Raw genomic sequence first — 25,932 nt, forward strand, 5'->3', positions numbered from 1 at the left:
AGATCTCGCAATCCACACCGAGCCAGAGGGCCCTCACCCATTTCAAGATCACACGTCAGTGATCGCTGTCACCAACCTCCGTGGGCAGAACACCTTAGGGCCGTCGGCGGCGGCTTCGCGGGACCCGCATGCGGGGCTGGGAATTCCGGGGTCAGGAATGCATGGCGCCCCGTGATCGTTGACGATGGGAGTACCACCTGACGGACAACCGAAGGATCAAGAGCTCGTGAGCAGCAAGGTCCCCCCGATCATCCTCAACAACGGCGTCGAGATGCCTCAGCTGGGCTACGGCGTCTGGCAGGTGCCGGACGACGAGGCGGAGCGGGCGGTCGCCACCGCGTTGGAGGCCGGGTACCGCAGCATCGACACAGCGGCGATCTACGGCAACGAGGAGGGCACCGGCAGGGCCATCGCCGCCTCCGGACTGCCCCGCGAGGACGTCTTCGTCACGACCAAGCTCTGGAACACCGACCAGGGCTACGACTCGACACTGCGCGCGTTCGACACCTCGCTGGCCAAACTGGGCCTGGACTACGTCGACCTGTACCTGATCCACTGGCCGCTGCCCTCACGCGACCGCTATGTCGACACCTACCGGGCGCTCGAGAAGCTGCTCGAGGACGGCCGGGTCCGGGCCATCGGCGTGTCCAACTTCCTGCCGGAGCACCTGAAGCGGCTGATCGCCGAGACGTCGGTCATCCCGGCGGTCAACCAGATCGAACTGCACCCGCATCTGCAGCAGCACGCGTCGCGCGAGTTCCACGCCGAGCAGGGCATCGCCACCGAGGCGTGGTCGCCGCTGGGCCAGAACAAGGGGCTGCTGGAGGTCCCGGCGATCGTGGCCATCGCCCGGAAGCACAACCGCACGCCCGCCCAGGTCGTGCTGCGCTGGCACCTGCAGATCGGCAATGTCGTGATCCCCAAGTCGGTGACGCCGTCGCGGATCCAGGAGAACATCGACGTCTTCGGATTCTCCCTGGACACCGAGGACCTCGCGGCGATCAGCGCGCTGAACGAGGACCAGCGGATCGGCCCGGACCCGGCGACATTCGGCACGGGCTGACGTCCGTCAGTTCGGCTGCCCGAGGGGGCGTACGACGACGGTGTCCATGTCGACTCCCTCGGGCTGCCGGAGCGCGACAGCGAGCCGTCAGCGGTCAGCGGTCAGCGGTCAGCGGTCAGCGGTCAGCGGTCAGCGGTCAGCGGTCAGCGGTCAGCGGTCAGCGGTCGACTGTATGTATTACGCGGGCCGCACCCCCGTGTGCACCGTATGCGCCGCCAGCACGAACAGATCCGGTCGACGGTATACACCCGCCTCGTCCTCCGGATCCAGAAGCCGGTCGAGCGTCGCCCGGTCCTCCGCGTCGAGGCCGTCGACCACATCGCGCATCCGGGACAGGGACGCCGCGGCGTACTCTCGCGCCCGGTCGGAGACCGGGGCGGGCAGGTCGAGCAGGAAGCTGCGGGTGCGGGTGTGCTTCAGGCCGGCGGCCGTGAGCAGGGCCGGCCAGTCCTCGGTCTCGGCGACGGAGTCCGGCAGCTCGGCCCGCATCCGGGCGAACCACTCCGTCTCCAGCGCGTCCAGCCGCGCCTCGATGCCCGGGCGGCCGAACCCGAGGTCGCGCGGCAGGAACCGGGTCGGCAGTCCGCCCTCCATGATCGCCAGGGTGCCGCCGGGGGCGAGCCGCGCCGCGAACGCGGCCAGGGCAGCACGCTGGTCGCCCAGATGATGCAGGCTGCGGCCCGCCCACATCAGGTCCGCCGGATAGTCCAAGTCATCAAGGGAACCGGGGAGTTCACCGGCCAGGATGCCGAAGCGGTCCCCGTGGCCGAGTCGGTCCGCCCGCTCCCGGGCCCGCTCCAGGAGTGGCTCGGAGCCGTCCGCCGCCACGACCCGGGCGCCAGGGAACGTCTCGGCGAACAGACAGGAGATCACGCCCGGCCCGCTGCCCACGTCGACGATGAGCCCCGGTTCCGTGACCTCCTTGCCCAGCCAGGACAGGGCCCGCTCGTACAGCGGGGTGAACAGCTCGGCCTGGGCCTCCAGGTGCGGGGCCATCTCGGCCCAGTCGATCTCGGTGTCGGTCTGGTGGTGATGGTGGTGATGGTGGTGGTCTTGCGCCATGGTGGTCAGCCTCTCCTCCGGTGTGTCGTCAGCGTGCGCCGACGCACCGGCCGGAGGCCACTTCTGTTGCCGTTGCGGCAAAATCCGGGCTGTTGGGCGCAAGCCCGGACACGATCCGCCGGAGCCTCGGGCGGGGGGAAGTGAGCGGCCCCGGCGGATCGCGGGTTCAGCGGGTCAGGACAGCGGCGGGTACGCGTTCTGCATCAGCTGCTGGAACTGCGCGGAGAACCAGTGCCCGGAGATCGGCGCGTTGGGCAGTGCGCCAGAGAGGTTGTAGCCGTTGCGCGGGTTGCCCTCGTACGTCGGGTCGCACATCCTGTCGAAGCCCTTGCCCTCGGGGTTCTCGATGAGCTGGCTCGACCCGTCGGACTCGCCCGGGGGCTTCATCCACACGTACGCGTCGATCCCGGCGGCCGGGTTGGCCTGCGGGCGCTCGCCGAGGCCGGCGCCGGACTGGTTGCACCAGTTGCCGATGTGGATGCGGCGGTCATAGCGGCCGCCCTCCACGTAGGTGTCCACACTGGTCTGCGGGCCCGGACCGGCGGGCCGTGCGCTGCCGCCCCAGCCGTTGCGGGAGGTGTCGATCAGCATGCCGATGCCGGAGTCGAAACCGACCGAGACCAGCTGGTTGCGGAACGCCTGGGCGAACGACAGCTCGTCGACGTACCGGTTCCAGTCCACCCACTGGGACTCGCGGACGGACTTGCCGGCCACGGAGTCGTTGATGGTGAAGTTGTTCTCCTTCAGGGCGCTGTAGTTGGCCGTGTTGGTGATGAAGCCGTGGACGTCGTCGACGGTCGCACCCTCGGCGGTCGCCGCCTCCTTGAACACGAGGGCGGAGGCGTTGAAGTTGTCGTCCCAGCCGATCCAGCCGTGGTGTCCGGCGTCCACGTAGTTGTAGACGTTGGGCACGTCGCCGAGCTGGGCCAGCGCGTAGCCGACGCCCTTGACGTAGTTGCCGTTGGCCTTCATCACGTCGCACTCGGGCGTGGCGGTGGGCCGGCTGCCGGTGTTGGTGACGAGGTTGGGCAGCGAGTCGATCTCGACGGTGGTGACGATGCGCAGACCGGCGTACTTCGGGTCGGCGAGGATCGCCTTGATCGGGTCGATGTACTCGGTCTTGTAGCGGCCGATCTCCGTCGGGCCCAGCTCGCCGTTGGAGGCGAGCGCGGAGCAGTCCCGGCCGGGCAGGTTGTAGATGACGAACTGGATGACGAGCTCGCCGGAGCCCTTCTGCCGCAGCGCCTCGTCGAGGTGGTCACGCAGGCCCATACGGCCGTTGACGCCGTTGATCGCGGCGATGCTGTCGAGCCACACGCCGGTGGGCTGGTCGGAGACGCGGGTCCCGCCCGGTTCGGCGGCGGCATTCGCGGACCACTCGGGGTTCACATAGACCTTGGCGCCGTCGTAGGGGTTGTTGACCCGGTTGCCGGGGTCGGTGCCGCCACCGCCCCCGCCGCCACCGCTGCCGTCGTCGACGTTGCAGGTGACGCCGTCGAGGGTGAAGGTGGCCGGGAGGGGGTTGCTGCCGCTGTAGGTGCCCTGGAAGCCGAAGCTGACCGAACCACCGGTCGACAGCGTCCCGTTGTACGTCTCGTTGGCGGCGGTGACGTCCGCGCCGCTCTGGGTGATCCGCGCGTTCCAGCCGTTGGTGATCCGCTGGTTGCCGGCGTACGACCACTTCACCGACCAACTCGACTTGGCGGCACCGTTGTTGGTGACCGTGACGGAAGTGGTGAAGCCGGAGCCCCAGTCGTTCTGCACCGTGTAGTCGACGGTGCAGGGCACGGCGGCCACGCCGACCCCGCCCGGGTCGGCCGCGGCGAGCGCGGTTCCCGAGGCGCCGGCGACCAGGGCCAGGGCGGAGAGCATCGCTGTTCTGGTACGACTCATGAGTGCGGGTTTCCTTCTCGGTTGCGGGTGTTGTCCGTCCCGGGAGCGCAGGTGGTCGCGCAGCCCGATGCCGTACGCCGTCGGCGTACCGCCGTAGTCGGAGATCAGCGCGGGACCCGAGGAGCAGTCCCAGGTGTTCCAGGGCCGGCCGAGGTACGACAGGTCCCGGTCGTCGGACCACTTCATGACGCAGCACTGCCACGCCCGGGTGGTCGCTGCGATGGCACGGTCCGGGTAGGGCTCGTTGAACAGGTCGAGTTCGAGCATGGGGGTCATGCCGTGCGCCTCGATGCGGTGGGAAGGTCCCAGCCGGGCCTGGACGCACATGAACTCGCCGCCGGACCCGTTGACACCGGGCAGACGAGGGGTGACTCCGTCGGCGTCCACGAGTTGGTCACCGGAGACACGCAGCGCGGGTGGCGCGCCACCGGGGTCCGGCGGGTCGCTGCGGGCGTGGGCTCGGTGTCGGCGTTGCAGGTGGTGTCGTTGAGCTTGAACGCCGTCGGTACGGCGTCGCCCCCCGTCTTGGCGGCAAGGAACCCGGCATGGACGCCGGTGCCGGTGCCGAGCGGGCCGGTCCAGCTCTCGTTCGTCGCGGTGACGGTGGCACCGGACTGGGACCATGTGGCGTTCCAGCCCTGGGTGACCCGCTGCCCGTCGGCGAGGTCGAAGGTCAGGCTCCAACCGCTCAGGGACGCCGCGTGGTGGGTGATGCTCACGGCGCCCTGGAAGCCGGCGTCCCACTGGCCGGTGACCGAGTACTCCACCGTGCGGGCGGGCGTGGCTCCCTCAGCCGTGACGACCGGCAGCATCGCACTCGTGAGGAGGGCGACGGCACCGGCGACGGCTAAAAGTACTGAACGCGGGGGGTGTCGCATGAGCGACTCCTTGCAGCTCAGGCGCGTCGTGGCGGACGCGTCGACTGTCGGAATCGCTCCCACTGGTGTCCATGAAGCTAGCGCCAAGTGCCGGTAAAGAACAGGGGAGCCGCTGACTTTCCCTCAACAACCGCCCGTCGAATCTTTTCGACTCTTCAAGCACCTTGACCCTCCGTAGCCCCTTCCCCACTATGGGAGCGCTCCCACTGGTTCAAGGCTTGTTGCTCCTCCCCCACTTCTCCCGAGCCGCAAGGAGGAACCAGCACATGCGACCCCAACGCAGACGCCGCACGGCGCGGCGCCTGTGGACCGCCGCCGTGGCGGCCCTCACGCTTCCCCTGGCCACGCTGAGCGCACTGTCAACGCCCGCTCAGGCAGCGGCACTTCAGTGCAGTGTCGACTACAAGACCAACGACTGGGGTTCCGGCTTCACCGCGGATCTGACTCTCACCAACCGCGGCACGGACACCATCGACGGCTGGACCCTGACGTACGCCTACTCGGGCAACCAGAGGCTGACCAACGGCTGGAACGGCACCTGGTCGCAGTCGGGCAGCCAGATCACGGTGCAGAACGCCACGTACAACCGGACCATCGCCGCCGGCGCGGCCGTGAGCACGGGCGCGCAGTTCACCTACAGCGGCTCCAACGCCGCGCCGACGAGCTTCGCGATCAACGGCACCCCCTGCGTCGGCGCCCACCAGCCGCCGATCACGGTGCTGACCAGCCCGGCTCCGGGCGCGGTCTACACCCAGGGTGACGCCGTGCCGCTCGCGGCGACCGCCGCGGCCGCGGACGACGCGACCATCACCAGGGTCGAGTTCTACGACGACACCACGCTGCTCGGCACCGATACCAGCGCGCCCTACACGTTCTCGGCCTCTGGCTTGACCGTGGGCAGTCATTCGCTGGTGGCGAAGGCGTACGACAGCCTCGGCGCCTCGGCGGAGTCCGCCCCGGTCGGCATCATGGTCGCCTCAGGACCGGCGATCGTGGCGTCGGCGAACCAACTCGCGGTGCGCCAGGGCGAGTCGGGTACGTACGAGGTGAAGCTGTCGACGCAGCCCTCCTCGAACGTGACCGTCACCACCACCCGCACCTCCGGCAACGCGGGCCTGTCGGTGTCCGCGGGCGCCTCGCTCACCTTCACGCCGTCGAACTGGAACACGGCGCAGACGGTGAGGATCGCCGCCGACTCCTCCGGCACCGGCTCGGCGACCTTCGAGTCGACGGCGAACGGGCACGCCAAGGCGTCGGTCACGGTCACCCAGCTCGCGGCGTCCAAGCAGTACGACGCCCGCTTCCTGGAGCTCTACGGAAAGATCACCAACCCGGCGAACGGCTACTTCTCCCCCGAGGGCATCCCGTACCACTCGGTGGAGACGCTGATCGTCGAGGCGCCGGACCACGGGCACGAGACCACGTCGGAGGCATACAGCTACCTGCTGTGGCTGCAGGCGATGTACGGCAAGGTCACGGGCGACTGGACCCGGTTCAACGGGGCGTGGGACATCATGGAGAGGTACATGATCCCCACCCACGCCGACCAGCCGACGAACTCCTTCTACACGGCGTCGAAGCCGGCGACGTACGCGCCGGAGCTGGACACGCCGAGCCAGTATCCGGCGGCGTTGGACACCGGGGTGTCGGTGGGATCGGATCCGATCGCCGGTGAACTGAAGACCGCATACGGCACGGACGATGTCTACGGTATGCACTGGCTGCAGGACGTCGACAACGTCTACGGCTACGGCAACGAGCCCGGCAAGTGCGAGGCCGGCCCGACCGCGACCGGACCGTCGTACATCAACACCTTCCAGCGCGGTGCGCAGGAGTCGGTGTGGGAGACCGTGCCGCAGCCGACCTGCGACGAGTTCAAGTACGGCGGCCGCAACGGCTACCTCGACCTGTTCACCGGTGACGCCTCCTACGCCAAGCAGTGGAAGTTCACCAACGCGCCGGACGCGGACGCCCGGGCGGTGCAGGCCGCCTACTGGGCCGACAAGTGGGCGGACGAGCAGGGCAAGGGTGGCGCGATCTCCGCGACCGTGGCCAAGGCCGCGAAGATGGGCGACTACCTGCGGTATGCGATGTACGACAAGTACTTCAAGAAAATCGGCAACTGCGTAGGACCGTCCGCCTGCCCGGCCGGTACCGGCAAGGACTCCTCGCACTACCTGCTGAACTGGTACTACGCCTGGGGCGGCGCCACCGACACCTCGGCGGGCTGGGCCTGGCGCATCGGCTCCAGCCATGTTCACGGCGGCTACCAGAACCCGCTCGCCGCGTACGCGCTGAGCAGCTACGCCGACCTGAAGCCCAAGTCGGCGACGGGCCAGGCGGACTGGGCCAAGTCACTGGAGCGGCAGATCGAGTTCTACCGCTGGCTGCAGTCCAGTGAGGGCGCGATCGCGGGCGGTGCGACCAACAGCTGGGCGGGCCGGTACGCGCCTCCGCCGGCCGGGAAGTCGACGTTCTACGGCATGTACTACGACGAGCAGCCCGTCTACCACGACCCGCCGTCCAACCAGTGGTTCGGCTTCCAGGCGTGGTCGATGGAGCGCGTGGCCGAGTACTACCAGCAGACCGGCAACGCGGCCGCGAAGGCGGTCCTGGACAAGTGGGTCGACTGGGCGCTGTCCCACACCACGATCAACCCGGACGGCACCTTCCGCATCCCGTCGACGCTCCAGTGGTCGGGCCAGCCCGACACCTGGAACCCGTCAAGTCCGAGCGCCAACAACGGCCTTCACGTGACGGTCGCCGACTACACCAACGACGTCGGTGTGGCGGCCGCGTACGCCAAGACCCTGACGTACTACGCCGACCGCTCCGGTGACACCGAGGCCGCGACCACGGCCAAGGCACTTCTCGACGGCATGTGGGACAACCACCAGGACGCCCTGGGCATCGCCGTCCCGGAGACCCGCGCCGACTACAACCGCTTCGACGACCCGGTCTACATCCCGAGCGGCTGGACCGGCACCATGCCGAACGGCGACGTGATCAACTCCAACTCGACCTTCACCTCGCTGCGTTCGTTCTACCAGGACGACCCGGCCTGGTCGAAGATCGAGAGCTACCTCGCGGGCGGTGCCGCGCCCGTGTTCACGTATCACCGGTTCTGGGCCCAGGCGGACATCGCTCTCGCCATGGGCTCGTACGCGGAGCTCCTCGAGTAAGCCCCGCTCTCGCTCCGCGTAGCGCGCCGGGCGGTCCCCTTCCCGCTGTGGGGACCGCCCGGTCGTCGCGCCCCTACCTCTCACATGGCTCTGCGAGGAAGGACCCCCACCGTGCGAAGAACCCGCATCCTCACGGCCGTTCTGGCGCTGGCCGCCGGCCTGCTCGCGGGCACCCCGCCCGCACTCGCGGCGGAGCAGACACCCGAGGTGAGCCTGGCCGCCGAGGCGTACACCTGGAAGAACGCCCGGATCGACGGGGGTGGCTTCGTCCCCGGCATCGTCTTCAACCGCAAGGAGCGGAACCTGGCCTACGCGCGTACCGACATCGGCGGCGCGTACCGGTGGCAGGAGTCCAGTAAGACCTGGACGCCGCTGCTGGACTCGGTCGGCTGGGACGACTGGGGGCACACCGGTGTGGCCAGCCTGGCCTCCGACCCCGTCGACCCGAACAAGGTGTACGCGGCGGTCGGCACCTACACCAACAGCTGGGACCCGGGCAACGGGGCCGTGATGCGCTCCTCCGACCGGGGCGCGAGCTGGCAGAGGACCGATCTGCCGTTCAAGCTGGGCGGCAACATGCCCGGCCGGGGCATGGGCGAGCGGCTGGCCGTCGACCCGAACCGGAACAGCGTGCTGTACCTGGGCGCGCCCAGCGGCAAGGGGCTGTGGCGATCGACGGACTCGGGCGTGACCTGGTCGCAGGTGACCAACTTCCCGAATGTCGGCGACTACGTACAGGATCCCAGCGACGCCAGCGGGTACGCCTCCGACAACCAGGGCATCGTGTGGGTCACCTTCGACGAGTCGACGGGGACGTCCGGCAGTGCGACGCGGACGATCTACGTCGGGGTGGCGGACAAGGACAACGCGGTGTACCGGTCGACGGACGCGGGAGCGACCTGGCAGCGGATCGGTGGACAGCCGTCGGGATACCTGCCGCACAAGGGTGTTCTGGATACGGTCAACGGCTATCTGTACATCGCATACAGCGACAAGGGTGGCCCGTACGACGGCGGCAAGGGCCAGGTATGGCGGTACGCCACGGCAACCGGCACCTGGACGGACATCAGCCCGGTGGCGGAGGCCGACACCTACTACGGCTTCAGCGGCCTGACCATCGACCGACAACGCCCCGGCACGATCATGACAACCGCCTACAGCTCCTGGTGGCCGGACACCCAGATCTTCCGCTCCACCGACAGCGGAGCCACCTGGACCAGGGCGTGGGACTACACGTCGTACCCCGACCGCCAGAACCGCTACACCATGGACGTCTCGTCCTCGCCGTGGCTCACCTGGGGAGCCGATCCGCAGCCACCCGAGCAGACGCCCAAACTCGGCTGGATGACCGAGGCGTTGGAGATCGACCCGTTCAACTCCGACCGGATGATGTACGGGACGGGCGCGACGATCTACGGCACCGAGAACCTCACCAACTGGGACAGCGGCAGCACGTTCGCCATCAAGCCGATGGTGCAGGGACTGGAGGAGACCGCGGTCAACGACCTCGCCTCGCCCCCGTCCGGCGCGCCGCTGCTCAGCGCGCTGGGTGACATCGGCGGCTTCCGGCACACGGACCTGACGAAGGTCCCGCCGATGATGTACACCTCGCCGAACTTCACCTCGACCACCAGCCTGGACTACGCCGAGTCCAACCCCGACACGGTGGTGCGGGTCGGCAATCTGGACTCGGGCCCGCATGTGGCGTTCTCCACCGACAACGGCGCCAACTGGTTCGCCGGCAGCGACCCTTCGGGCGTCAGCGGCGGCGGCACGGTGGCCGCGGCGGCGGACGGCAGCCGGTTCGTGTGGAGCCCGCAGGGCACCGGGGTGCACTACGCGACGGGCTTCGGGTCGTCGTGGTCGCCGTCCAGCGGTATCCCGGCGGGCGCGATCGTGGAGTCGGACCGGGTCGACCCGCGGACCTTCTACGGCTTCAAGTCAGGGCAGTTCTACGTGAGTACGGACGGCGGTGCCACCTTCACCGCGTCCGCCGCGACCGGCCTGCCCAGCGGCGACAGCGTCCGCTTCAAGGCGCTGCCGGGCACGAAGGGCGACATCTGGCTGGCCGGCGGTGCGAGAGACGGGGCGTACGGGCTGTGGCACTCCACGGACTCGGGCGCGACCTTCACCAAGCTGTCCAACGTCCAGGAGGCCGACGCCGTCGGCTTCGGCAAGGCTGCTGCCGGTGCCTCGTACCAGACGCTCTACACCAGCGCGAAGATCGGCGGAGTGCGCGGCATCTTCCGGTCGACGGACAAGGGCGCGACCTGGACCAGGATCAACGACGACGCACACCAGTGGGGTTGGACCGGCGCGGCGATCACGGGTGACCCGCGGGTCTACGGCCGGGTGTACGTCGCGACCAACGGCCGGGGCGTCATCTACGGGGACACCTCGGACACGAGCGGCGGAGATGACGGCGGTGGTGGCGACGGTGGGACCGATCCCGCGCCGACGGGCGCCTGCGCGGTGACGTACCAGATCACCAACCAGTGGTCGGGCGGCTTCCAGGCGGACGTACAGCTGGCCAACACGGGGACGAGCGCCTGGTCCGGCTGGTCGCTCAACTGGACCTTCCCGAACGGTCAGAGCATCGGACAGCTGTGGAACGCCGAGTACACACAGTCGGGTTCGGCGGTGACGGCCAAGAACGTCGGCTGGAACGGCACCGTGGCGGCGGGCTCCTCGGTGAGCTTCGGGTTCACGGGGAGCTGGTCGGGGACGAACGCGAAACCGACCGCGTTCAAGCTGGGTGACCAGTCCTGCGCGGTGAACTGATCCGAAGGGCGCGTGCAGGGTCGGCGCGCGCCCTTTTACGGGTTCCGCTCTCTCAGTTGCTTTCCACGTCAGCCGAGTTGCCGTACCTCCGGGCGAGTTCGGCCACCGTCCGGGCGATCCGCGCGCGCAGCTCCACCGGTTGGAGCACCTCGATGTCCGTACCCAGGCGCAGGAACTCCCCGTGGGCACGGTCGACGGACTCGATGGGGACGGCTGCGGTCGTCCAACCGTCGGCGTCCATGCGTCCGTTGGCGTGCACGGCACGACCCGCGGGGCCGGTCAGCCGGGCTCCGGGGGCGAGGCGGATCACGGCCTCGGCGCGGTAGAGCCGATCATGGAAGTCCCGTTGGTACGCCGTCCAGTGCGCGGCCAGGTCGAAGCCGTCCGGTCGGGTGAACTCCTCATCGCGGGCGGCGAGTTCGAGGATCTGGTCGACCCGGTACGTGCGCGGTCCGGGTCCGGCGACGACATACCAGCGGCCGGCCTTCAGCACCAGGCCGTACGGCTCCAGGCGGCGCTCCACGTCGGTGGGCTCACGCCAGCGGCGGTATACGACATTCAGTACGCGGTCGTTCCATACCGCATCCGCGACCGCGGGCAGGATCGGCGCCTCGTCGGCGTCCGTGTACCAGCCGGGGGCGTCGAGGTGGAAGCGGCCGCTGATCCGGTCGGTGTGGGCACGCAGTTCGGCGGGGAGGGCGGCGCGCACCTTGAGCTGGGCGGCGGCGAGCACCGGACCCAGGCCGAGTTCCGCGGCCGGGCCGGGGGCGCCGGCGAGGAAGAGGGCCTCGGCCTCGCCTGCGGTGAGACCGGTCAGGCGGGTGCGGTAGCCGTCGAGCAGCCGGTACCCGCCGGCGTGGCCCGCGTCGCCGTACAACGGCACGCCGGCCGCACTCAGCGCCTCCACGTCGCGGTGGACCGTGCGGACGGACACCTCCGGCGTTCTCGGTGGACGGCGGGGACACCTGGCTGACCAACTGGATCACGGAGTTCACCCGTCCGGTGCCGGCCACGCCGGCTTCCCGAACGCCCGCAGGGTGAACACCGGGTCCGGGCGGGGCCGGTCCTGGTCGGGCAGCGCGGCGAGGCGGGCGGCGAATTCGTCGGCCCGCGGATGGCCGGGCGGCAGCATGACGAACCAGCCGCGCCGCAGGTCGAAGATGGTCCGGCGCGGACTGCGGCCCTGGCCTCGACCGGTGAAACGGGTCTGTCCCGCGGGACGCAGGCCCTGCTCGGCGGCGTACCCCTCGACGAGCGCGGCGGCGTCCCGGACGGGCGTGGGCGGCCGGGACGCGAGGACGACATCGATGTCGCTGCCCACGTTGTGAGCGGCGGCCTTGTCGACCGTCGTCACATACACACCGCCGGGCCGCAGCACCCGCGCGCATTCGGCGACGATCCGGCGGACGTCCTCGGCGTCGTCGAGGAGGTGCAGCAGCCACACACTGCTGACGGCGTCGAACACGGCGTCCGGGAACGGCAGCCTGCGGCTGTCGGCGACCACGACCGCCCCCGGCAGCCGCGCTGCGGCCCTGCGTGCCATGGCGTGCGCCAGGTCGACGCCGGTCACCCGGGCCTCGGGCCGCGCGGCAGCCAGCCGGCGGGTCACGATGCCGGTACCGCAGGCCACGTCGAGCCACCGCCGTGTCTGCCTCGGCACCAGGCTCAGGACGCCCTCGGCGGCCGCCTCGGCCCGGGGCTCGCCGCCGCGCAGGGTGTCGTAGGCGTGTGCTTCCGCGTCGTAGTCGAGCACGTGACTCCCCCCGGGTCCATCGGTGATCGGTCCAGCTCAGCTCGCCCCGTGGCCGGGGGCGAGGGCCGCCACGCGCCGGGCGAGCTCGAAGTCCAGCTCCGTCAGCGCTCCGCCGGCGCTGTGCGTGTTCACCTCCAGGCCGACGGTGTTGTAGCCCAGGGTGAGGTTCGAGTGGTGGTTGAGCTCCTCCTGGACCTGGGCGATGTGGATGACCAGGGCGGTGGCGGCGAAGTGGGACGCGAGGCGGAAGGCGCGGGTGAGGCGGTCGCCGTCGACGGACCAGCCGGGCAGTTCGGCGAGCCGGTCCTCGATCTCCTTCGGCGACAGCGGTTCGACGGCCATGGCCTGGCTCCTTTCCAGGGTGTCGCGTACCTGTCCAGCCTGCCACAGGCGGGCTGTCGCGGCCCTGGTCAGAAGGGTTCCCGGCAGTGGGGTGGATACGCCTGCCTGCGGCCGGCGGACATCGGATCCGGTATGCATTCGGCCATCCGCGGGTGGCGGCGTGCGACCGACCGCCGACCGCCGACCGCCGAGAGCATTGTGCATACCGTCGCCCGCCGACGCCCTACAGTGCACCGCACACAGCCGCGCCTCACCCGCCCGACCGCCCAGCCGTCACCGCCGTACGCACTCCGCCGCCAGATCGTCCGCCACCGCGGCGATCGTCGCACGCCCCTCCACCCGCTCGACCCACTCCTGGGGCAGCCCGTGGTCACCGTGGCGCGCCCCGAGCAGGTTGCCGCAGACGGAGCCGGTGGAGTCGCTGTCGCCGGAGTGGTTGACGGACAGCAGGAGGGCCTGTTCGACGCGGGGTTCGGCCAGGGCGGCGTAGACACCGATGGCGAGGGCCTCCTCGGCGATCCAGCCGGCGCCCAGTCGCTCCACCTTCTCCGCGTCGGGGTCGCCCTCGGCAGCCAGGTCGAGGGCGCGTTCGAGGGCGGCGGTGGTCTCCTCGTGGCCGGGGTGCCTGGCGAGCAGCCGCAGGGCGCGCAGCACGGCGCCCTCGATCGAGTCCCCGGCGACGATGTGCGCGACGATCGCGGCGAACGCGCCGGCCGCGTAGTAGCCGGTGGGGTGGCCGTGGGTCATCTGGGCGCAGCGGGCGGCGAGGCCGAAGGCGCGGTCGGCGGGGGCCCGGGTCAGGCCGAAGGGCGCCGAGCGCATGACGGTTCCGCAGCCCTTGGAGTCGGGGTTGACCGGTCCGGGCGGGCCGAGTTCGCTCCACAGGTCGGGGACGTGGTCCTGGCGCAGGCCGGAGAGGCAGGCGTTGCCGGGGGCGCGGCGGGCGTACAGCCAGGGCTCGTCGACGAGGCCCCCGGTGGGCCCCTCGTAGGCGGGGCCGTCGCCGCCGAACCGGGTGGGGCCGCCGTCGGGGGCCGGCCGGAGCTGGGTGTGCAGCCAGCGCTCGTAGGCCCAGCGGACCAGGCGGGGTGCGCCGCCGCCGATGCCCTTGTGGCGTTCGCGCGCGTGGGCCTGCCGCAGGCCCTCCACGGTGAACAGGGTCATCTGGGTGTCGTCGCTGATCCTGCCGACGGCGCCGGTGGCGCCGGGGACGAGTCCGGTGACGCCGTGCGGGCCGTGGGCGGCGCGGATGGCGCCGAGGGAGTCGAACTCGACCGCGTAGCCGAGGGCGTCGCCGACCGCGCCCCCGAGCAGACAGCCGCGTACTCTCGCCCGGTACACGGCTTCCGCCTCGAAGGACAGTGCGCGCGGGTTCCACGCCTCGGCCATCGGCCACACCTCTCGGATCACGGTCTGTTCGGACACGGCCGTCCCGATGACAGTCGTCACCGTCGCAGTCGTCCCGGTCACGATCATCTCGATCGCGCTCGCCCCGGTCGCGCTCGCCCCGGTCGCGCTCGCCCCGGTCACGGTCGTCTCGGTTACGGTCGTGCGTATGACCATTGTCGCGACCGGCCCCGGTATCTCCCCGTCCACCCCCGCCGACCAGGGTGTGGGCCCGCTGTTGCGGGCCTGGCGTGAGCGGCGGCGGATCAGTCAGCTGGAGTTGGCGCTGCGTGCGGACTCCTCGGCGCGGCACATCAGTTTCATCGAGACGGGCCGTTCCCGGCCGAGCGAGGAGATGGTGCTCCGGCTGGCCGAGCAGCTGGAGGTGCCAGTACGGGAGCTCAACGCACTGCTGCTGGCGGCGGGTTACGCTCCGCGCTATCCGGAGACCCCGTTGGACGACCCGTCGCTGGAGGCGCTGCGGGAGGGCGTGGAGCGGTTGATCCGGTGCTATGAGCCGTATCCGGCGCTGGTGGTCGACGGGCTGTATTCCGTGGTGGCCGCGAACCGCGGGATCATGATGCTGCTCGACGGTGTCGACGCGTCCCTCCTGGAACCCCCGTTGAACGCGATGCGGTTGACCCTGCACCCGCGGGGGCTGGCACCGCGCATCCGCAATCTGCGTGAGTGGCGCGGGCATCTGCTGCACCAGATGGAACGTCAGATCGCCCTGCACCGCTCACCCGAACTGCGCGTGCTGTACGAGGAGGTGGCGGCGTATCCGGTGTCGGGCGCCACGTTCGCAGCGGGCGCCGGGGACGAACCGGCCGATCCGGTGCCGTACTTCGCGCTGCCACTGCGGATCGAGCACGAGGGACACGTGCTGTCGTTCGTGTCGTCGATCTCCACGTTCAACACGCCGATGGACGTGACCGTCGCCGAGCTGGCCATCGAGACCTTCCTCCCGGCCGACCCGGCGACGGTCAAGTACATTCACTCACTGATGTCCTGACGAGCCTTCAGTGCGAGGTGCTGGAGCGCGGCGAAGCCGGCCACCGTCAGCGCCTGGAGCACCGTCCAGGCCGCGCCCGGGCCGGTCGGCGACAGCCACAGGGCGAGGGCGAGCAGACTCAGCGCCGACCAGGCGAGGTTGGCCTCGACCACCGCGCGTACGGGGAGTGCGGCAGGCCGCTTCCGGGAGGCGAGCGCGCCCACGCCCACGGCGAACACGGTGAGGAACGCGCCCAGTGCGAGGATCAGCCCGGAGTCGACGCCCAGGAAGCGGCCGAGGGGGCCGGAGGCGGTGAGGTAGGCCAGTCCGTTGCCGCCGGTGACGACGGCGTCCAGGGCGAGGAAGCGGCGCAGGGCGGTGTGCGGCTCGGCGGTGCGGGCGAGAGCGGTGAGCTGGGTGGCGGACATGGTGGATCACCCTCCGTCGAGGTCATGGGGCGGTACGGCCGGTGCCTGCAGTCGGGCGGACACGGCCGGGGTGGGACCCGGGTCCGGACCGGAGTGCGCCGGCCCGGAACCCGGTGACTCCACCATCCCCGTCGGGGGGTCGTGCGGTCGATTACCCCGGAGGTAATGCGGGGGGCGCGGGGCCCCGGTGCGGCACGGACCGGATCTCGCCCGTGTCGAACGGCTCATTCCGCGTCCCTGTGTGACGGCCGCCGGAACGTGACACACTGCTGCCAGGTCGACACGTAGGGGAGACGTGGCGTGAGTGAACGGCGGCCCGCACCCACCGTGGGTCAGGTGGTTCTCGGCAGACGGCTGCAGGAGCTGCGCGAGGCGGCAGGGCTGAGCCGTGAGGAGGCGGCCCGCGCGCTGCGGGTTGCCCCCGCGACGGTACGCCGGATGGAGACCGCCGATGTCGCGCTGAAGATCCCGTACGTGCAGGTGCTGCTGGAGACGTACGGCGTGCCGGAGGACGAGACGGCGGCGTTCGTCGAGCTGGCCGAGGAGGCGAATCGGCCCGGCTGGTGGCAGCGGTTCCACGATGTGCTGCCCGAGTGGTTCAGCCTGTATGTGAGCCTGGAGGGCGCGGCACGGCTGATCCGCTCCTACGAGCCGCACTTCGTGCCGGGCCTGCTGCAGACGGAGGCGTACGCGCGGGCGGTGCTGGAGGCCGGCACGATCGGGCAGACCGCCCCGCAGGCCATCGACCGGCATGTGTCGCTGCGCATGGAGCGGCAGCGGCTGCTGGACGGCGACACGCCGCCGCATCTGTGGGTGGTGATGGACGAGACTGTCCTGCGCCGGCCGGTGGGCCCCGAGCTCTCGGTGATGCGCGGCCAGTTGGACAAGCTACTGGAGTTCGCCGAGCGGGACCGGGTCACCCTGCAGGTCGCGGAGTTCGTGCACGGCCCGCATCCGGGGACGTACGCGCCGTTCTCCCTCTTCCGCTTCGCCGAGCCGGAGCTGCCCGACATGGTGGTCAGCGAGTATCTGACGGGCGCCCTGTACCTGGACTCGCGCAAGGAGGTCTCCGCGCATCTGGAGGTCCTCGACCACATGACGACGCACGCGGCGTCGGCACAGCGCACCAAGGAGATCCTGCGCAAGGTCCGCGCCGAGTACTGACCGCTGCCCGCCGGTCTGCGAGCGGCGGGCGGTGACCCGTACGGGCGCCGTGAACAGGTGGGCTCGCGGCCTCGCCCCTAGGTTCTAACCACGGGGCGAGCAAGGGAGCGCATGTGACCGACACACGGACACCGCCCGCCGAGCCGGGTGCGGCACTGCTGCGGGCCGGCCGGTTCTTCCGGCCCGGGACGCCCGCCCGCGACCTGCACAGCATCGGCATGGTCGGTGGCCGTGAGGCGGACGCCTTCTACCGGGACCGGTGGAGCCACGACAAGGTCGTGAACTCGACGCACGGGGTGAACTGCACGGGTTCCTGCCGGTGGAAGGTGTATGTCAAGGACGGCATCATCACATGGGAGACCCAGGAGACGGACTATCCGTCGGTGGGCCCGGACCGTCCGGAGTACGAGCCGCGCGGCTGTCCGCGCGGTGCCGCGTTCTCCTGGTACACGTACTCGCCGACGCGGGTGCGCTACCCGTATGTGCGGGGCGTGCTGCTGGAGATGTACCGGGAGGCGAAAAACCGTCTACAGGATCCCGTCGACGCCTGGGCGGACATCCAGAACGATCCCGAGCGCCGCCGCCGCTACCAGCGGGCGCGCGGCAAGGGCGGTCTGGTGCGGGCGACCTGGGACGAGGCGGTGGAGATCGTCGCCGCCGCGCATGTGCACACCATCAAGACCTACGGCCCCGACCGCATCGCCGGTTTCTCCCCCATCCCGGCGATGTCGATGGTGTCGCACGCGGCGGGCGCCCGCTTCCACTCGTTGATCGGCGCGCCGATGCTGTCGTTCTACGACTGGTACGCCGACCTTCCGGTGGCCTCGCCGCAGGTGTTCGGCGACCAGACGGACGTGCCGGAGTCGGGCGACTGGTGGGACGCGGCGTATCTGCTGATGTGGGGTTCGAACGTGCCGGTGACACGGACGCCGGACGCCCACTGGATGGCCGAGGCCCGCTACCGCGGCCAGAAGGTGGTGGTGGTCGCCCCTGACTACGCGGACAACGCCAAGTTCGCCGACGAGTGGCTGCACCCGCACCCCGGTACGGACGGCGCACTGGCCATGGCGATGGGGCATGTGATCCTGAAGGAGTTCTTCGTCGACCGCGAGACGCCGTTCTTCGCGGACTACGTACGGAAGTTCACCGACCTGCCGTTCCTGGTGACCCTGTCCGAACGGGACAGCGCCTTCGTCCCAGCGAAGTTCCTGCGCGCCTCGGACCTGGGGCAGGGCGGCGAGGGCGCCGAATGGAAGACGGTGGTGCTGGACGAGGCCACCGGGCGGGCGGTCGTGCCGGGCGGCTCCCTGGGCTTCCGCTGGACCGACTCCGGCAAGGGCAGGTGGAACCTCGACCTCGGCGCCGTACGACCGCAGTTGAGTCTGTACGGCAGTGAGGTGGCGGCCCGGGTGGAGGTGCTGCTGCCGCGGTTCGACACGGAGGGCGGGGAGCACGGGCAGGGGCGCGGCGAGGTGCTGCGGCGCGGAGTGCCGGCGACGCGGCTGGGCGGTCCGGACGGCCCTCTGGTGACGACTGTCTACGATCTACTGTTGGCGCAATACGGTGTACCGCGTGCCGGCCTCCCCGGACAGTGGCCCGTCGACTACGACGACGCCGACGCGCCCGGCACTCCGGCCTGGCAGGAGGCGCACACCTCGGTCCCGGCGGCGCGGTGTGTGAGGATCGCGCGGGAGTTCGCGCGCACGGCGGAGCGGTCCAAGGGCCGCTGCATGATCCTGATGGGCGCGGGCACCAACCACTGGTTCCACTCGGAGACGATCTACCGCTCCTTCCTCGCTCTCCTCCAGCTGACCGGCTGCCAGGGCCGCAACGGCGGCGGCTGGGCGCACTACGTGGGCCAGGAGAAGTGCCGTCCGGTCACCGGCTGGGCGACGCTGGCCGCCGCGAGCGACTGGTCCCGGCCACCGCGGCAGATGATCGGCGCCGCGTACTGGTTCCTCAACACGGACCAGTGGCGCTACGACCGTTTCACCGCCGATGTGCTGACCTCGCCGCTGGGCGACGGCCGCCTGAACGGTATGACGGGCGCGGACTGTCTGGCCCTGTCGGCGCGTGTGGGGTGGATGCCTTCGTATCCGACGTTCGACCGCAATCCGCTGGAGCTGGGTGAGGCGTTCGGCGATCCGGTGGCGAAGGCGGTGGCCGAACTGCGGACGGGCACACTGAAGTTCGCGTGTGAGGACCCGGACGCGCCGGAGAACTGGCCACGGGTGCTGACCCTTTGGCGCGCCAATCTGCTCGGTTCGTCGGCGAAGGGCGCCGAGTACTTCACCCGGCACCTGCTGGGCACCCACTCCTCACTGCGCGCCGAGGAGGCCCCCGAGGGCGTACGGCCGCGTGAGGTGACGTGGCGTACGGAAGCACCCGAGGGCAAGCTGGATCTGCTGCTGTCGCTGGACTTCCGGCAGACCTCGTCCACGCTGCTGTCGGACGTGGTGCTGCCGGCGGCCACCTGGTACGAGAAGCACGATCTGTCGTCCACCGACATGCACCCCTATGTGCACTCCTTCACACCGGCCGTGGATCCGCCGTGGCAGGCGCGCACGGACTTCGAGGCGTTCAAGGCGCTGGCGGAGCGGCTGAGCGAGCTGGCCGTGGACCATCTGGGCGTGCGCAAGGACCTGGTGGCGGCGCCGCTGCAGCACGACACGCCGGGCGAGATCGCCCAGCCGGGCGGGGTGGTCCTGGACTGGAAGCGCGGCGAGTGCGCTCCCGTCCCGGGGAGGACGATGCCGAACCTGGTCGTCGTGGAGCGGGACTACACGGCGATCGGGGCGAAGTTCGCGGCGCTCGGGCCGCTGGTGGAGCGGCTGGGTCTGCCCGCCAAGGGCATCGCGCTGCGGCCGGACGAGGAGGTCGAACGGCTGCGGGAGCTGAACGGCGCGGTGCGCGACGGTCCGGCGGACGGGCGGCCGGCGCTGGACACCGCGGTGAAGGCGGCGAACACGATCCTCGCGCTGTCGGGCACGACCAACGGGCGGCTCGCCACCCAGGGCTTCCACACGCTTGAGGAGCGCACGGGTCAGGAGATGGCTCATCTGGCCGCGGAGCACGAGGGCAAGCGGATCACCTACGCGGACACACAGGCGGCGCCGGTGCCGGTGATCACATCGCCGGAGTGGTCGGGGAGCGAGGCCGGCGGTCGACGGTATACCGCGTTCACCCTGAACACCGAACACAGTAAACCGTGGCACACCCTCACCGGCCGCCAGCACTTCTTCCTCGACCACGACTGGATCCACGAGCTGGGCGAGGCGCTGCCGGTGTACCGGCCCCCGCTCGACATGAACCGGCTGTTCGGCGAGGAGCGTCTCGGCCCGGACGGCCACCGTGAGGTGACGGTCCGCTACCTCACGCCGCACAACAAGTGGTCCATCCACTCCGAGTACCAGGACAACCTGTTCATGCTTGCGCTCTCCCGGGGCGGGCAGTCGATCTGGATGTCCCCGCAGGACGCCGACGCCATCGGCGTGGCGGACAACGACTGGGTGGAGGCCGTCAACCGCAACGGCGTGGTGACGGCCCGGGCGATCGTCTCGCACCGTATGCCGGCCGGCACCGTCTACATGCACCACGCGCAGGAGCGCACGGTGAGCGTCCCGAAGGCGGAGACGACCGGCATGCGCGGCGGCATCCACAACTCGCTCACCCGCGTGCTGCTCAAGCCGTCCCATCTCATCGGCGGATACGCCCAGTTGTCATGGGCGTTCAACTACCTGGGCCCGACGGGCAACCAGCGCGACGAGGTGACGGTGATCCGCCGTCGAGCCCAGGAGGTCGAGTACTGATGCGCCCCATGGCCCAGATCGCGATGGTGATGAACCTCGACAAGTGCATCGGCTGCCACACCTGCTCGGTCACCTGCAAGCAGGCGTGGACCAACCGCCGGGGCATGGAGTACGTGTGGTTCAACAACGTGGAGACACGGCCCGGCCAGGGCTATCCACGCCGCTACGAGGACCAGGAGAAGTGGCGAGGAGGCTGGGAGCTGAACCGGCGCGGCGCGCTGAAGCTCCGGGCGGGCGGCCGTCTGCGCAAGCTCGCCGGTATCTTCTCCAACCCCAGGTTGCCCGAGATCAAGGACTACTACGAGCCCTGGACCTACGACTACACCAACCTCACCGACGCCCCGCTCGGCGACGACTTCCCCGTGGCCCGGCCGGTCTCGCAGATCGACGGCAAGCCGATGAAGATCGAGTGGTCGTCGAACTGGGACGACAACCTGGCCGGTGCCCCGGCCTACGGCGACCTCGACCCGATGGTGCAGCGCACCCGTCAACAGGCTTCGGACAAAGTGAGGTTCGCCTACGAGCAGACCTTCATGTTCTATCTGCCGCGCATCTGCGAGCACTGCCTCAACCCGTCCTGCGTGGCCTCCTGTCCGTCCGGCGCGATGTACAAGCGGGCCGAGGACGGCATCGTGCTGGTCGACCAGGACCACTGCCGGGGCTGGCGGATGTGCGTGACCGGGTGCCCGTACAAGAAGGTGTACTTCAACCACCGCACCGGCAAGGCCGAGAAGTGCACGTTCTGCTACCCGCGCGTCGAGGTGGGCCTGCCCACCGTCTGCTCGGAGACCTGTGTGGGCCGGCTGCGCTACCTCGGGGTGGTGCTCTACGACGCCGACAAGGTGACGGCGGCCGCGTCCGTGCCCGACGAAAAGGCGCTGTACGAGGCACAGTTGGGCGTGTTCCTCGATCCCGAGGACGCCGGGGTGCGGCAGCGTTGCGAGGCGGCCGGGATCCCGTACGACTGGCTGGAGGCGGCCCGCCGCTCCCCTGTGCACGCGCTCATCAGCCGCTACCGGGTGGCGCTGCCGCTGCACCCCGAGTACCGCACGATGCCGATGGTCTGGTACATCCCGCCGCTGTCGCCGGTGGTGGACGCGCTGACGGAGACCGGGCACGACGGCGAGGACGCGGGCAATCTGTTCGGCGCGATCGACACCCTGCGCATCCCCCTGGAGTACCTGGCGGAGCTCTTCACGGCCGGTGATGCCGGCCCGGTGCGGGCGTCCCTGGAGAAGCTGGCGGCGATGCGCTCCCATATGCGGGCGGTCACGCTCGGCGAGGAGCCCGATCCGGGGATCACCGCCGCCGTCGGCATGACGCCGCGGGAGATCGAGGAGATGTACCGGCTGCTGGCGATCGCCAAGTACGAGGAGCGGTACGTGATTCCGACGGCTGCCGTCGGCGACGCCCGGCGGCTGGAGGAGTCGGCTCTGCCGCAGGAGTGCAGCCTCGACTACGCCGGCGGCCCCGGCATGGGCGGCGACGGCCCGTTCGGCCAGGACTCCGGCCGGCGGCGGCTGCCGCTGGTGTCGGTGGAGAACTTCCACGTCCTGCGCCGACGACAGACGACGGACGACGCCGAGGCCGTCGTCCCCGACGAGGCGAAGGAGGTCTGATGCCCTCGGACGCCGTGCTGTACCAGGCGGCCGCGCTCTGCCTGACCTACCCGGACGACGACTTCCACGCGCGGCTGCCGCTGCTGCGCGAAGCGGCCCCGCAGCTGCGGGAGTTCACCGACCACGCGGCCGTGACCCCACCGCAGGAGCTGGCCGCGCACTATGTGCGGGTCTTCGACTTCAAGAACCGGCACAGCCTGTACCTGAGCTGGTGGGGAGACGGTGACACCCGCCGTCGCGGCATGTCGTTGGTCCGCTTCAAGGACCTCTACCGCGCCCACGGCCTGGAGTTCACCGGGGAGGAGCTGCCGGACTTCCTGCCCGCGGTGCTGGAGTTCGCGGCCCGCACGGGCGACGTGGAACTGCTCACCGAATACCGGGACGCGCTGCGGCAGCTCCGCGACCGGTTGACCGCCTACGGCACACCGTATGCAGCCGTTCTGGATGCCGTATGCGCGACACTGCCGACCGTATACACCGGGGTGCGCCCATGACCACACTCCTCTGGGGCGCCCTGCCCTACATCGCCTTCGCCCTCCTGGCCGCCGGCCTCGTCTGGCGCCACCGCTACGACAAGTTCGGCTGGACGACCCGTTCCTCCCAGGTGTACGAGTCGAAGCTGCTCAACATCGCCTCCCCCGCCTTCCACTACGGCATCCTTTTCGTGCTCGTCGGCCATCTGGTCGGCCTGTTCGTCCCGCTGTCCTGGACCGACACCCTCGGCCTGAACGAGCACACCTACCACCTGCTCTCGCTGTACGGCGGCACAGCGGCCGGGGCGCTGACGGTCGCCGGGATCCTGTTGCTCGTATACCGTCGACGCACCAACGTCCCCGTCTTCCGCGCGACCACCGTCAACGACAAGCTCATGTACGTCGTGCTGCTCGGCGCGATCGTCCTGGGCATGGTCGCCAAGCTCAGCCACACGAGCGGCGACGGATACAACTACCGCGAGTCCATCGCCCCCTGGTCGCGCAGCCTGTTCACCCTCCAGCCGAAGACGGAGCTGATGGAGGGCGTACCGGTGCTGTACCAGGTGCACGCGGTGATCGGCATGGTGCTCATCGCGCTGGTGCCCTACACCCGCCTGGTCCATATGTTCAGCGCGCCGGTGCAGTACCTCTTCCGGCCGTACATCGTCTACCGCAGCCGGGATCCGAAGCAGCTGGGCGCCCGCCCGGAGCGCCGGGGCTGGGAGCGGCTCGGCAGCTGAGCCCCGAGAGGTGGTGCAGCTCGGGTGGGGCGTCTCACCCTGGCGGGCGCGGAGCTCGCCGACGAGGTCGGGTTCGACGAGGTGACCGTCTCGGCCCTCGCCCGGCGGTTCGATGTGAAGGCCGCGAGCCTGTACTCCCATGCACGCGGCAGCCAGGACCTGCGGACCAGGATCGCCCTGTTCTCGGCGAGCGCTTCACCGAACCGGCCTTCTCGGAGGGTCCGTTCGCAGCCGTCTGCCGCGGCGACGCCTAGGCGGCCCCGCCACGGGCGTCCCGCTCCTCGTCCACGATCTCCGCGTCCACCACACCCTCGTCGTCCTGCGGGGGCGTGGTGGGCTGCTCGTCGGCGGACGTGGCCGCCCCCGGCTGTGCCTGGGCGTACATCGCCTGGCCCATCTTCTGGCTGACGGAGGCGAGCCGGTCGACGCCGGCGCGCAGTTCGGCCGTGTCGGCGTCGCGTTCCAGCCGCGCCTTGAGGTCGGCGACCGCCGTCTCGACCTCGGACCTGGTGTCGGAGGGCACCCGCTCCTCGTTCTCGCGGATGAACTTCTCGGTCTGGTAGACGAGTTGCTCGGCCTGGTTGCGGGTCTCTGCGGCCTCGCGGCGCTTGCGGTCCTCCTCGGCGTACTGCTCGGCGTCGCGCATCATGCGGTCGATGTCGTCCTTCGGCAGGGCCGAGCCGCCGGTCACCGTCATCTTCTGCTCGCGGCCGGTGGCCAGGTCCTTCGCCGAGACATGCATGATCCCGTTGGCGTCGATGTCGAAGGCGACCTCGATCTGCGGCACCCCGCGCGGCGCGGGCGGCAGTCCGGTGAGGTCGAAGACGCCCAGCTTCTTGTTGTAGGCGGCGATCTCCCGCTCGCCCTGGTAGACCTGGATGCCGACCGAGGGCTGGTTGTCGGTGGCGGTGGTGAAGATCTCCGAACGGCGGGTGGGGATCGTGGTGTTGCGCTCGATCAGCTTGGTCATGATGCCGCCCTTGGTCTCGATGCCGAGGGACAGCGGGGTGACGTCGAGCAGCAGCACGTCCTTGACGTCACCGCGGATCACGCCGGCCTGCAGCGCGGCGCCGACGGCCACGACCTCGTCGGGGTTGACGCCCTTGTGCGGGTCCTTGCCGGTCAACTCCCGTACCAGGTCGGTCACCGCGGGCATCCGGGTCGAGCCGCCGACGAGGATGACGTGGTCGATCGCGGACAACTGGACCTTGGCGTCCTTGATCGCCTGGTGGAAGGGCTTCTTGCAGCGGTCCAGCAAGTCCTGGGTGAGCTCCTGGAACTGAGCGCGCGTCAGTTTCTCGTCGAGGTGGAGGGGGCCTTCGGCGGAGGCGGTGATGTAGGGGAGGTTGATGGTGGTCTCGGAGGACGAGGACAGCTCGATCTTGGCCTTCTCGGCGCCCTCACGCAGCCGCTGCACGGCCATCCTGTCGTTGCCGAGGTCGATGCCGTACTGGCCCTTGAACTTCTTGACCAGGTACTCCACGATCCGCTGGTCCCAGTCGTCACCGCCGAGGTGGGTGTCGCCGTTGGTGGCCTTGACCTCGATGACACCCTCGCCGATCTCCAGCAGGGACACGTCGAAGGTGCCGCCGCCGAGGTCGAAGACCAGGACGGTCTGCTCCTCGCCGCGGTCGAGGCCGTAGGCGAGGGCGGCGGCGGTCGGCTCGTTGATGATCCTGAGCACCTTCAGGCCGGCGATCTCCCCGGCCTCCTTCGTGGCCTGCCGCTGGGCGTCGTCGAAGTAGGCGGGGACGGTGATCACGGCGTCCGTGACGTCCTCCCCGAGGTACGCCTCGGCGTCCCGCTTCAGCTTCTGCAGGACGCGCGCGGACAGCTCCTGGGCGCGCAGGCGGGTCCCGTCGATGGAGCCCTGCTCGGGGAAGCGCCAGTGCGCGTCACCCATGTGACGCTTGACGGAGCGGGCGGTGCGGTCGACGTTGGTGACCGCCTGCCGCTTGGCGACCTCACCGACGAGGACCTCGCCGTTCTTGGCGAAGGCCACCACCGAGGGGGTGGTCCTGGCGCCCTCCGCGTTGGCGATGACCGTGGGCTCGCCACCTTCCAGGACGGCCACCACGGAGTTGGTGGTCCCGAGATCGATCCCGACCGGACGTCCCATCGCTGTCCCCTTCCCACCAGTGCCCGCCAGGGCATGCCGACAGACAGCCTCCCCCTCCAGCACAAAACTTGAGTGGGCTCTTGTCAATGGGGCGCACGGGTCAGGGAGGGGGTGGGGGGCCCCCCCCGGGGCCGGCCCCCCCCCCCCCCCCCCCCCCGGCCCCCCCGCCCCCCCCCCGCCCGGGGGGGCCCCCCCCCCCCGGGGGTACCGGCCCCCCGGCTTTGGCCCCCCCGCGCCCGCCCCGAACAA

General features: G+C 70.2%; 17 protein-coding genes and 2 pseudogenes. 10 read left to right on the forward strand and 9 right to left on the reverse strand.

The features are described 5' to 3' along the window. Positions 1–226: 226 nt before the first annotated feature. A complete protein-coding gene (locus tag ACH5AC_RS35330) occupies positions 227–1,063 on the forward strand; it encodes an aldo/keto reductase (RefSeq protein ID WP_398866411.1) in 837 nt (278 codons plus the stop codon). A 177-nt stretch (positions 1,064–1,240) separates the two neighbouring features. Here the strand turns inward: ACH5AC_RS35330 and ACH5AC_RS35335 are convergent, their stop codons facing one another. The 3 genes and pseudogenes from ACH5AC_RS35335 to ACH5AC_RS35345 form a co-directional block, all read right to left on the reverse strand. Beyond that, positions 1,241–2,125 (reverse strand): class I SAM-dependent methyltransferase, encoded by an 885-nt coding sequence (locus tag ACH5AC_RS35335; protein ID WP_398866412.1) that lies wholly within the window; start codon positions 2,123–2,125, stop codon positions 1,241–1,243. A gap of 174 nt (positions 2,126–2,299) precedes the next feature. Continuing rightward, positions 2,300–4,018 carry a glycoside hydrolase family 6 protein gene (locus ACH5AC_RS35340; protein WP_398866480.1) on the reverse strand — a complete coding sequence of 573 codons (1,719 nt, stop codon included), beginning with the start codon at positions 4,016–4,018 and terminating at the stop codon, positions 2,300–2,302. A gap of 33 nt (positions 4,019–4,051) precedes the next feature. Continuing rightward, positions 4,052–4,896: pseudogene (locus ACH5AC_RS35345) on the reverse strand (cellulose-binding domain-containing protein); the annotation flags it as partial. 266 nt (positions 4,897–5,162) lie between these two features. Between ACH5AC_RS35345 and ACH5AC_RS35350 the strand changes: the two are divergent. Beyond that, positions 5,163–8,078: a glycoside hydrolase family 48 protein gene (locus ACH5AC_RS35350; RefSeq protein ID WP_398866413.1), complete on the forward strand. Its 2,916-nt coding sequence runs from the start codon at positions 5,163–5,165 to the stop codon at positions 8,076–8,078. A gap of 111 nt (positions 8,079–8,189) precedes the next feature. After that, entirely contained in the window at positions 8,190–10,859 is a 2,670-nt protein-coding gene (locus tag ACH5AC_RS35355) for a cellulose binding domain-containing protein (protein ID WP_398866414.1), read from the forward strand. Between the two features lie 52 nt (positions 10,860–10,911). On the opposite strand, the gene ACH5AC_RS35360 is transcribed toward ACH5AC_RS35355, so the two are convergent. The 4 genes from ACH5AC_RS35360 to ACH5AC_RS35375 form a co-directional block, all read right to left on the reverse strand. Further along, complete coding sequence (locus ACH5AC_RS35360) at positions 10,912–11,793, reverse strand: helix-turn-helix transcriptional regulator (RefSeq protein ID WP_398866415.1); 882 nt, start codon at positions 11,791–11,793, stop codon at positions 10,912–10,914. 57 nt (positions 11,794–11,850) lie between these two features. Then, positions 11,851–12,612 carry a class I SAM-dependent methyltransferase gene (locus tag ACH5AC_RS35365; RefSeq protein ID WP_398866416.1) on the reverse strand — a complete coding sequence of 254 codons (762 nt, stop codon included), beginning with the start codon at positions 12,610–12,612 and terminating at the stop codon, positions 11,851–11,853. A 36-nt stretch (positions 12,613–12,648) separates the two neighbouring features. Continuing rightward, entirely contained in the window at positions 12,649–12,954 is a 306-nt protein-coding gene (locus tag ACH5AC_RS35370) for a 4a-hydroxytetrahydrobiopterin dehydratase (protein ID WP_398866417.1), read from the reverse strand. A gap of 273 nt (positions 12,955–13,227) precedes the next feature. Beyond that, positions 13,228–14,343, reverse strand: a complete 1,116-nt coding sequence (locus ACH5AC_RS35375) for an ADP-ribosylglycohydrolase family protein (RefSeq protein ID WP_398866481.1) — start codon at positions 14,341–14,343, stop codon at positions 13,228–13,230. A gap of 166 nt (positions 14,344–14,509) precedes the next feature. Here ACH5AC_RS35375 and ACH5AC_RS35380 point away from each other — a divergent pair, with 166 nt between their 5' ends. Further along, positions 14,510–15,352, forward strand: coding sequence for a helix-turn-helix domain-containing protein (locus tag ACH5AC_RS35380; RefSeq protein ID WP_398866482.1), 843 nt, complete (start codon positions 14,510–14,512; stop codon positions 15,350–15,352). Here the strand turns inward: ACH5AC_RS35380 and ACH5AC_RS35385 are convergent. Continuing rightward, entirely contained in the window at positions 15,334–15,759 is a 426-nt protein-coding gene (locus tag ACH5AC_RS35385) for a hypothetical protein (protein ID WP_398866418.1), read from the reverse strand. The two genes, ACH5AC_RS35380 and ACH5AC_RS35385, sit on opposite strands and share 19 nt — an antisense overlap. 300 nt (positions 15,760–16,059) lie before the next feature. On the opposite strand from ACH5AC_RS35385, the gene ACH5AC_RS35390 reads away from it, so the two are divergent. The 6 genes and pseudogenes from ACH5AC_RS35390 to ACH5AC_RS35415 form a co-directional block, all read left to right on the forward strand. Continuing rightward, positions 16,060–16,923, forward strand: coding sequence for a helix-turn-helix domain-containing protein (locus ACH5AC_RS35390; protein ID WP_398866419.1), 864 nt, complete (start codon positions 16,060–16,062; stop codon positions 16,921–16,923). A 113-nt stretch (positions 16,924–17,036) separates the two neighbouring features. Then, positions 17,037–20,732 (forward strand): nitrate reductase subunit alpha, encoded by a 3,696-nt coding sequence (locus ACH5AC_RS35395; RefSeq protein WP_398866420.1) that lies wholly within the window; start codon positions 17,037–17,039, stop codon positions 20,730–20,732. After that, positions 20,732–22,351 carry a nitrate reductase subunit beta gene (narH, locus tag ACH5AC_RS35400; protein ID WP_398866421.1) on the forward strand — a complete coding sequence of 540 codons (1,620 nt, stop codon included), beginning with the start codon at positions 20,732–20,734 and terminating at the stop codon, positions 22,349–22,351. The genes ACH5AC_RS35395 and narH overlap by 1 nt, the downstream gene beginning before the upstream one ends. Further along, entirely contained in the window at positions 22,351–22,845 is a 495-nt protein-coding gene (narJ, locus tag ACH5AC_RS35405) for a nitrate reductase molybdenum cofactor assembly chaperone (protein ID WP_398866422.1), read from the forward strand. The genes narH and narJ overlap by 1 nt, the downstream gene beginning before the upstream one ends. Continuing rightward, positions 22,842–23,564, forward strand: coding sequence for a respiratory nitrate reductase subunit gamma (narI, locus tag ACH5AC_RS35410; RefSeq protein ID WP_398866423.1), 723 nt, complete (start codon positions 22,842–22,844; stop codon positions 23,562–23,564). The genes narJ and narI overlap by 4 nt, the downstream gene beginning before the upstream one ends. 24 nt (positions 23,565–23,588) lie before the next feature. After that, a pseudogene (locus ACH5AC_RS35415) lies at positions 23,589–23,771 on the forward strand (TetR family transcriptional regulator); the annotation flags it as partial. Positions 23,772–23,814: 43 nt separating this feature from the next. Here ACH5AC_RS35415 and dnaK read toward each other — a convergent pair. Next, positions 23,815–25,683 (reverse strand): molecular chaperone DnaK, encoded by a 1,869-nt coding sequence (gene dnaK, locus ACH5AC_RS35420; RefSeq protein WP_398866424.1) that lies wholly within the window; start codon positions 25,681–25,683, stop codon positions 23,815–23,817. Positions 25,684–25,932 lie beyond the last annotated feature (249 nt).

The organism is Streptomyces sp. NPDC018693, assembly GCF_044391385.1.
In the GTDB taxonomy this organism is placed as follows: domain Bacteria; phylum Actinomycetota; class Actinomycetes; order Streptomycetales; family Streptomycetaceae; genus Streptomyces.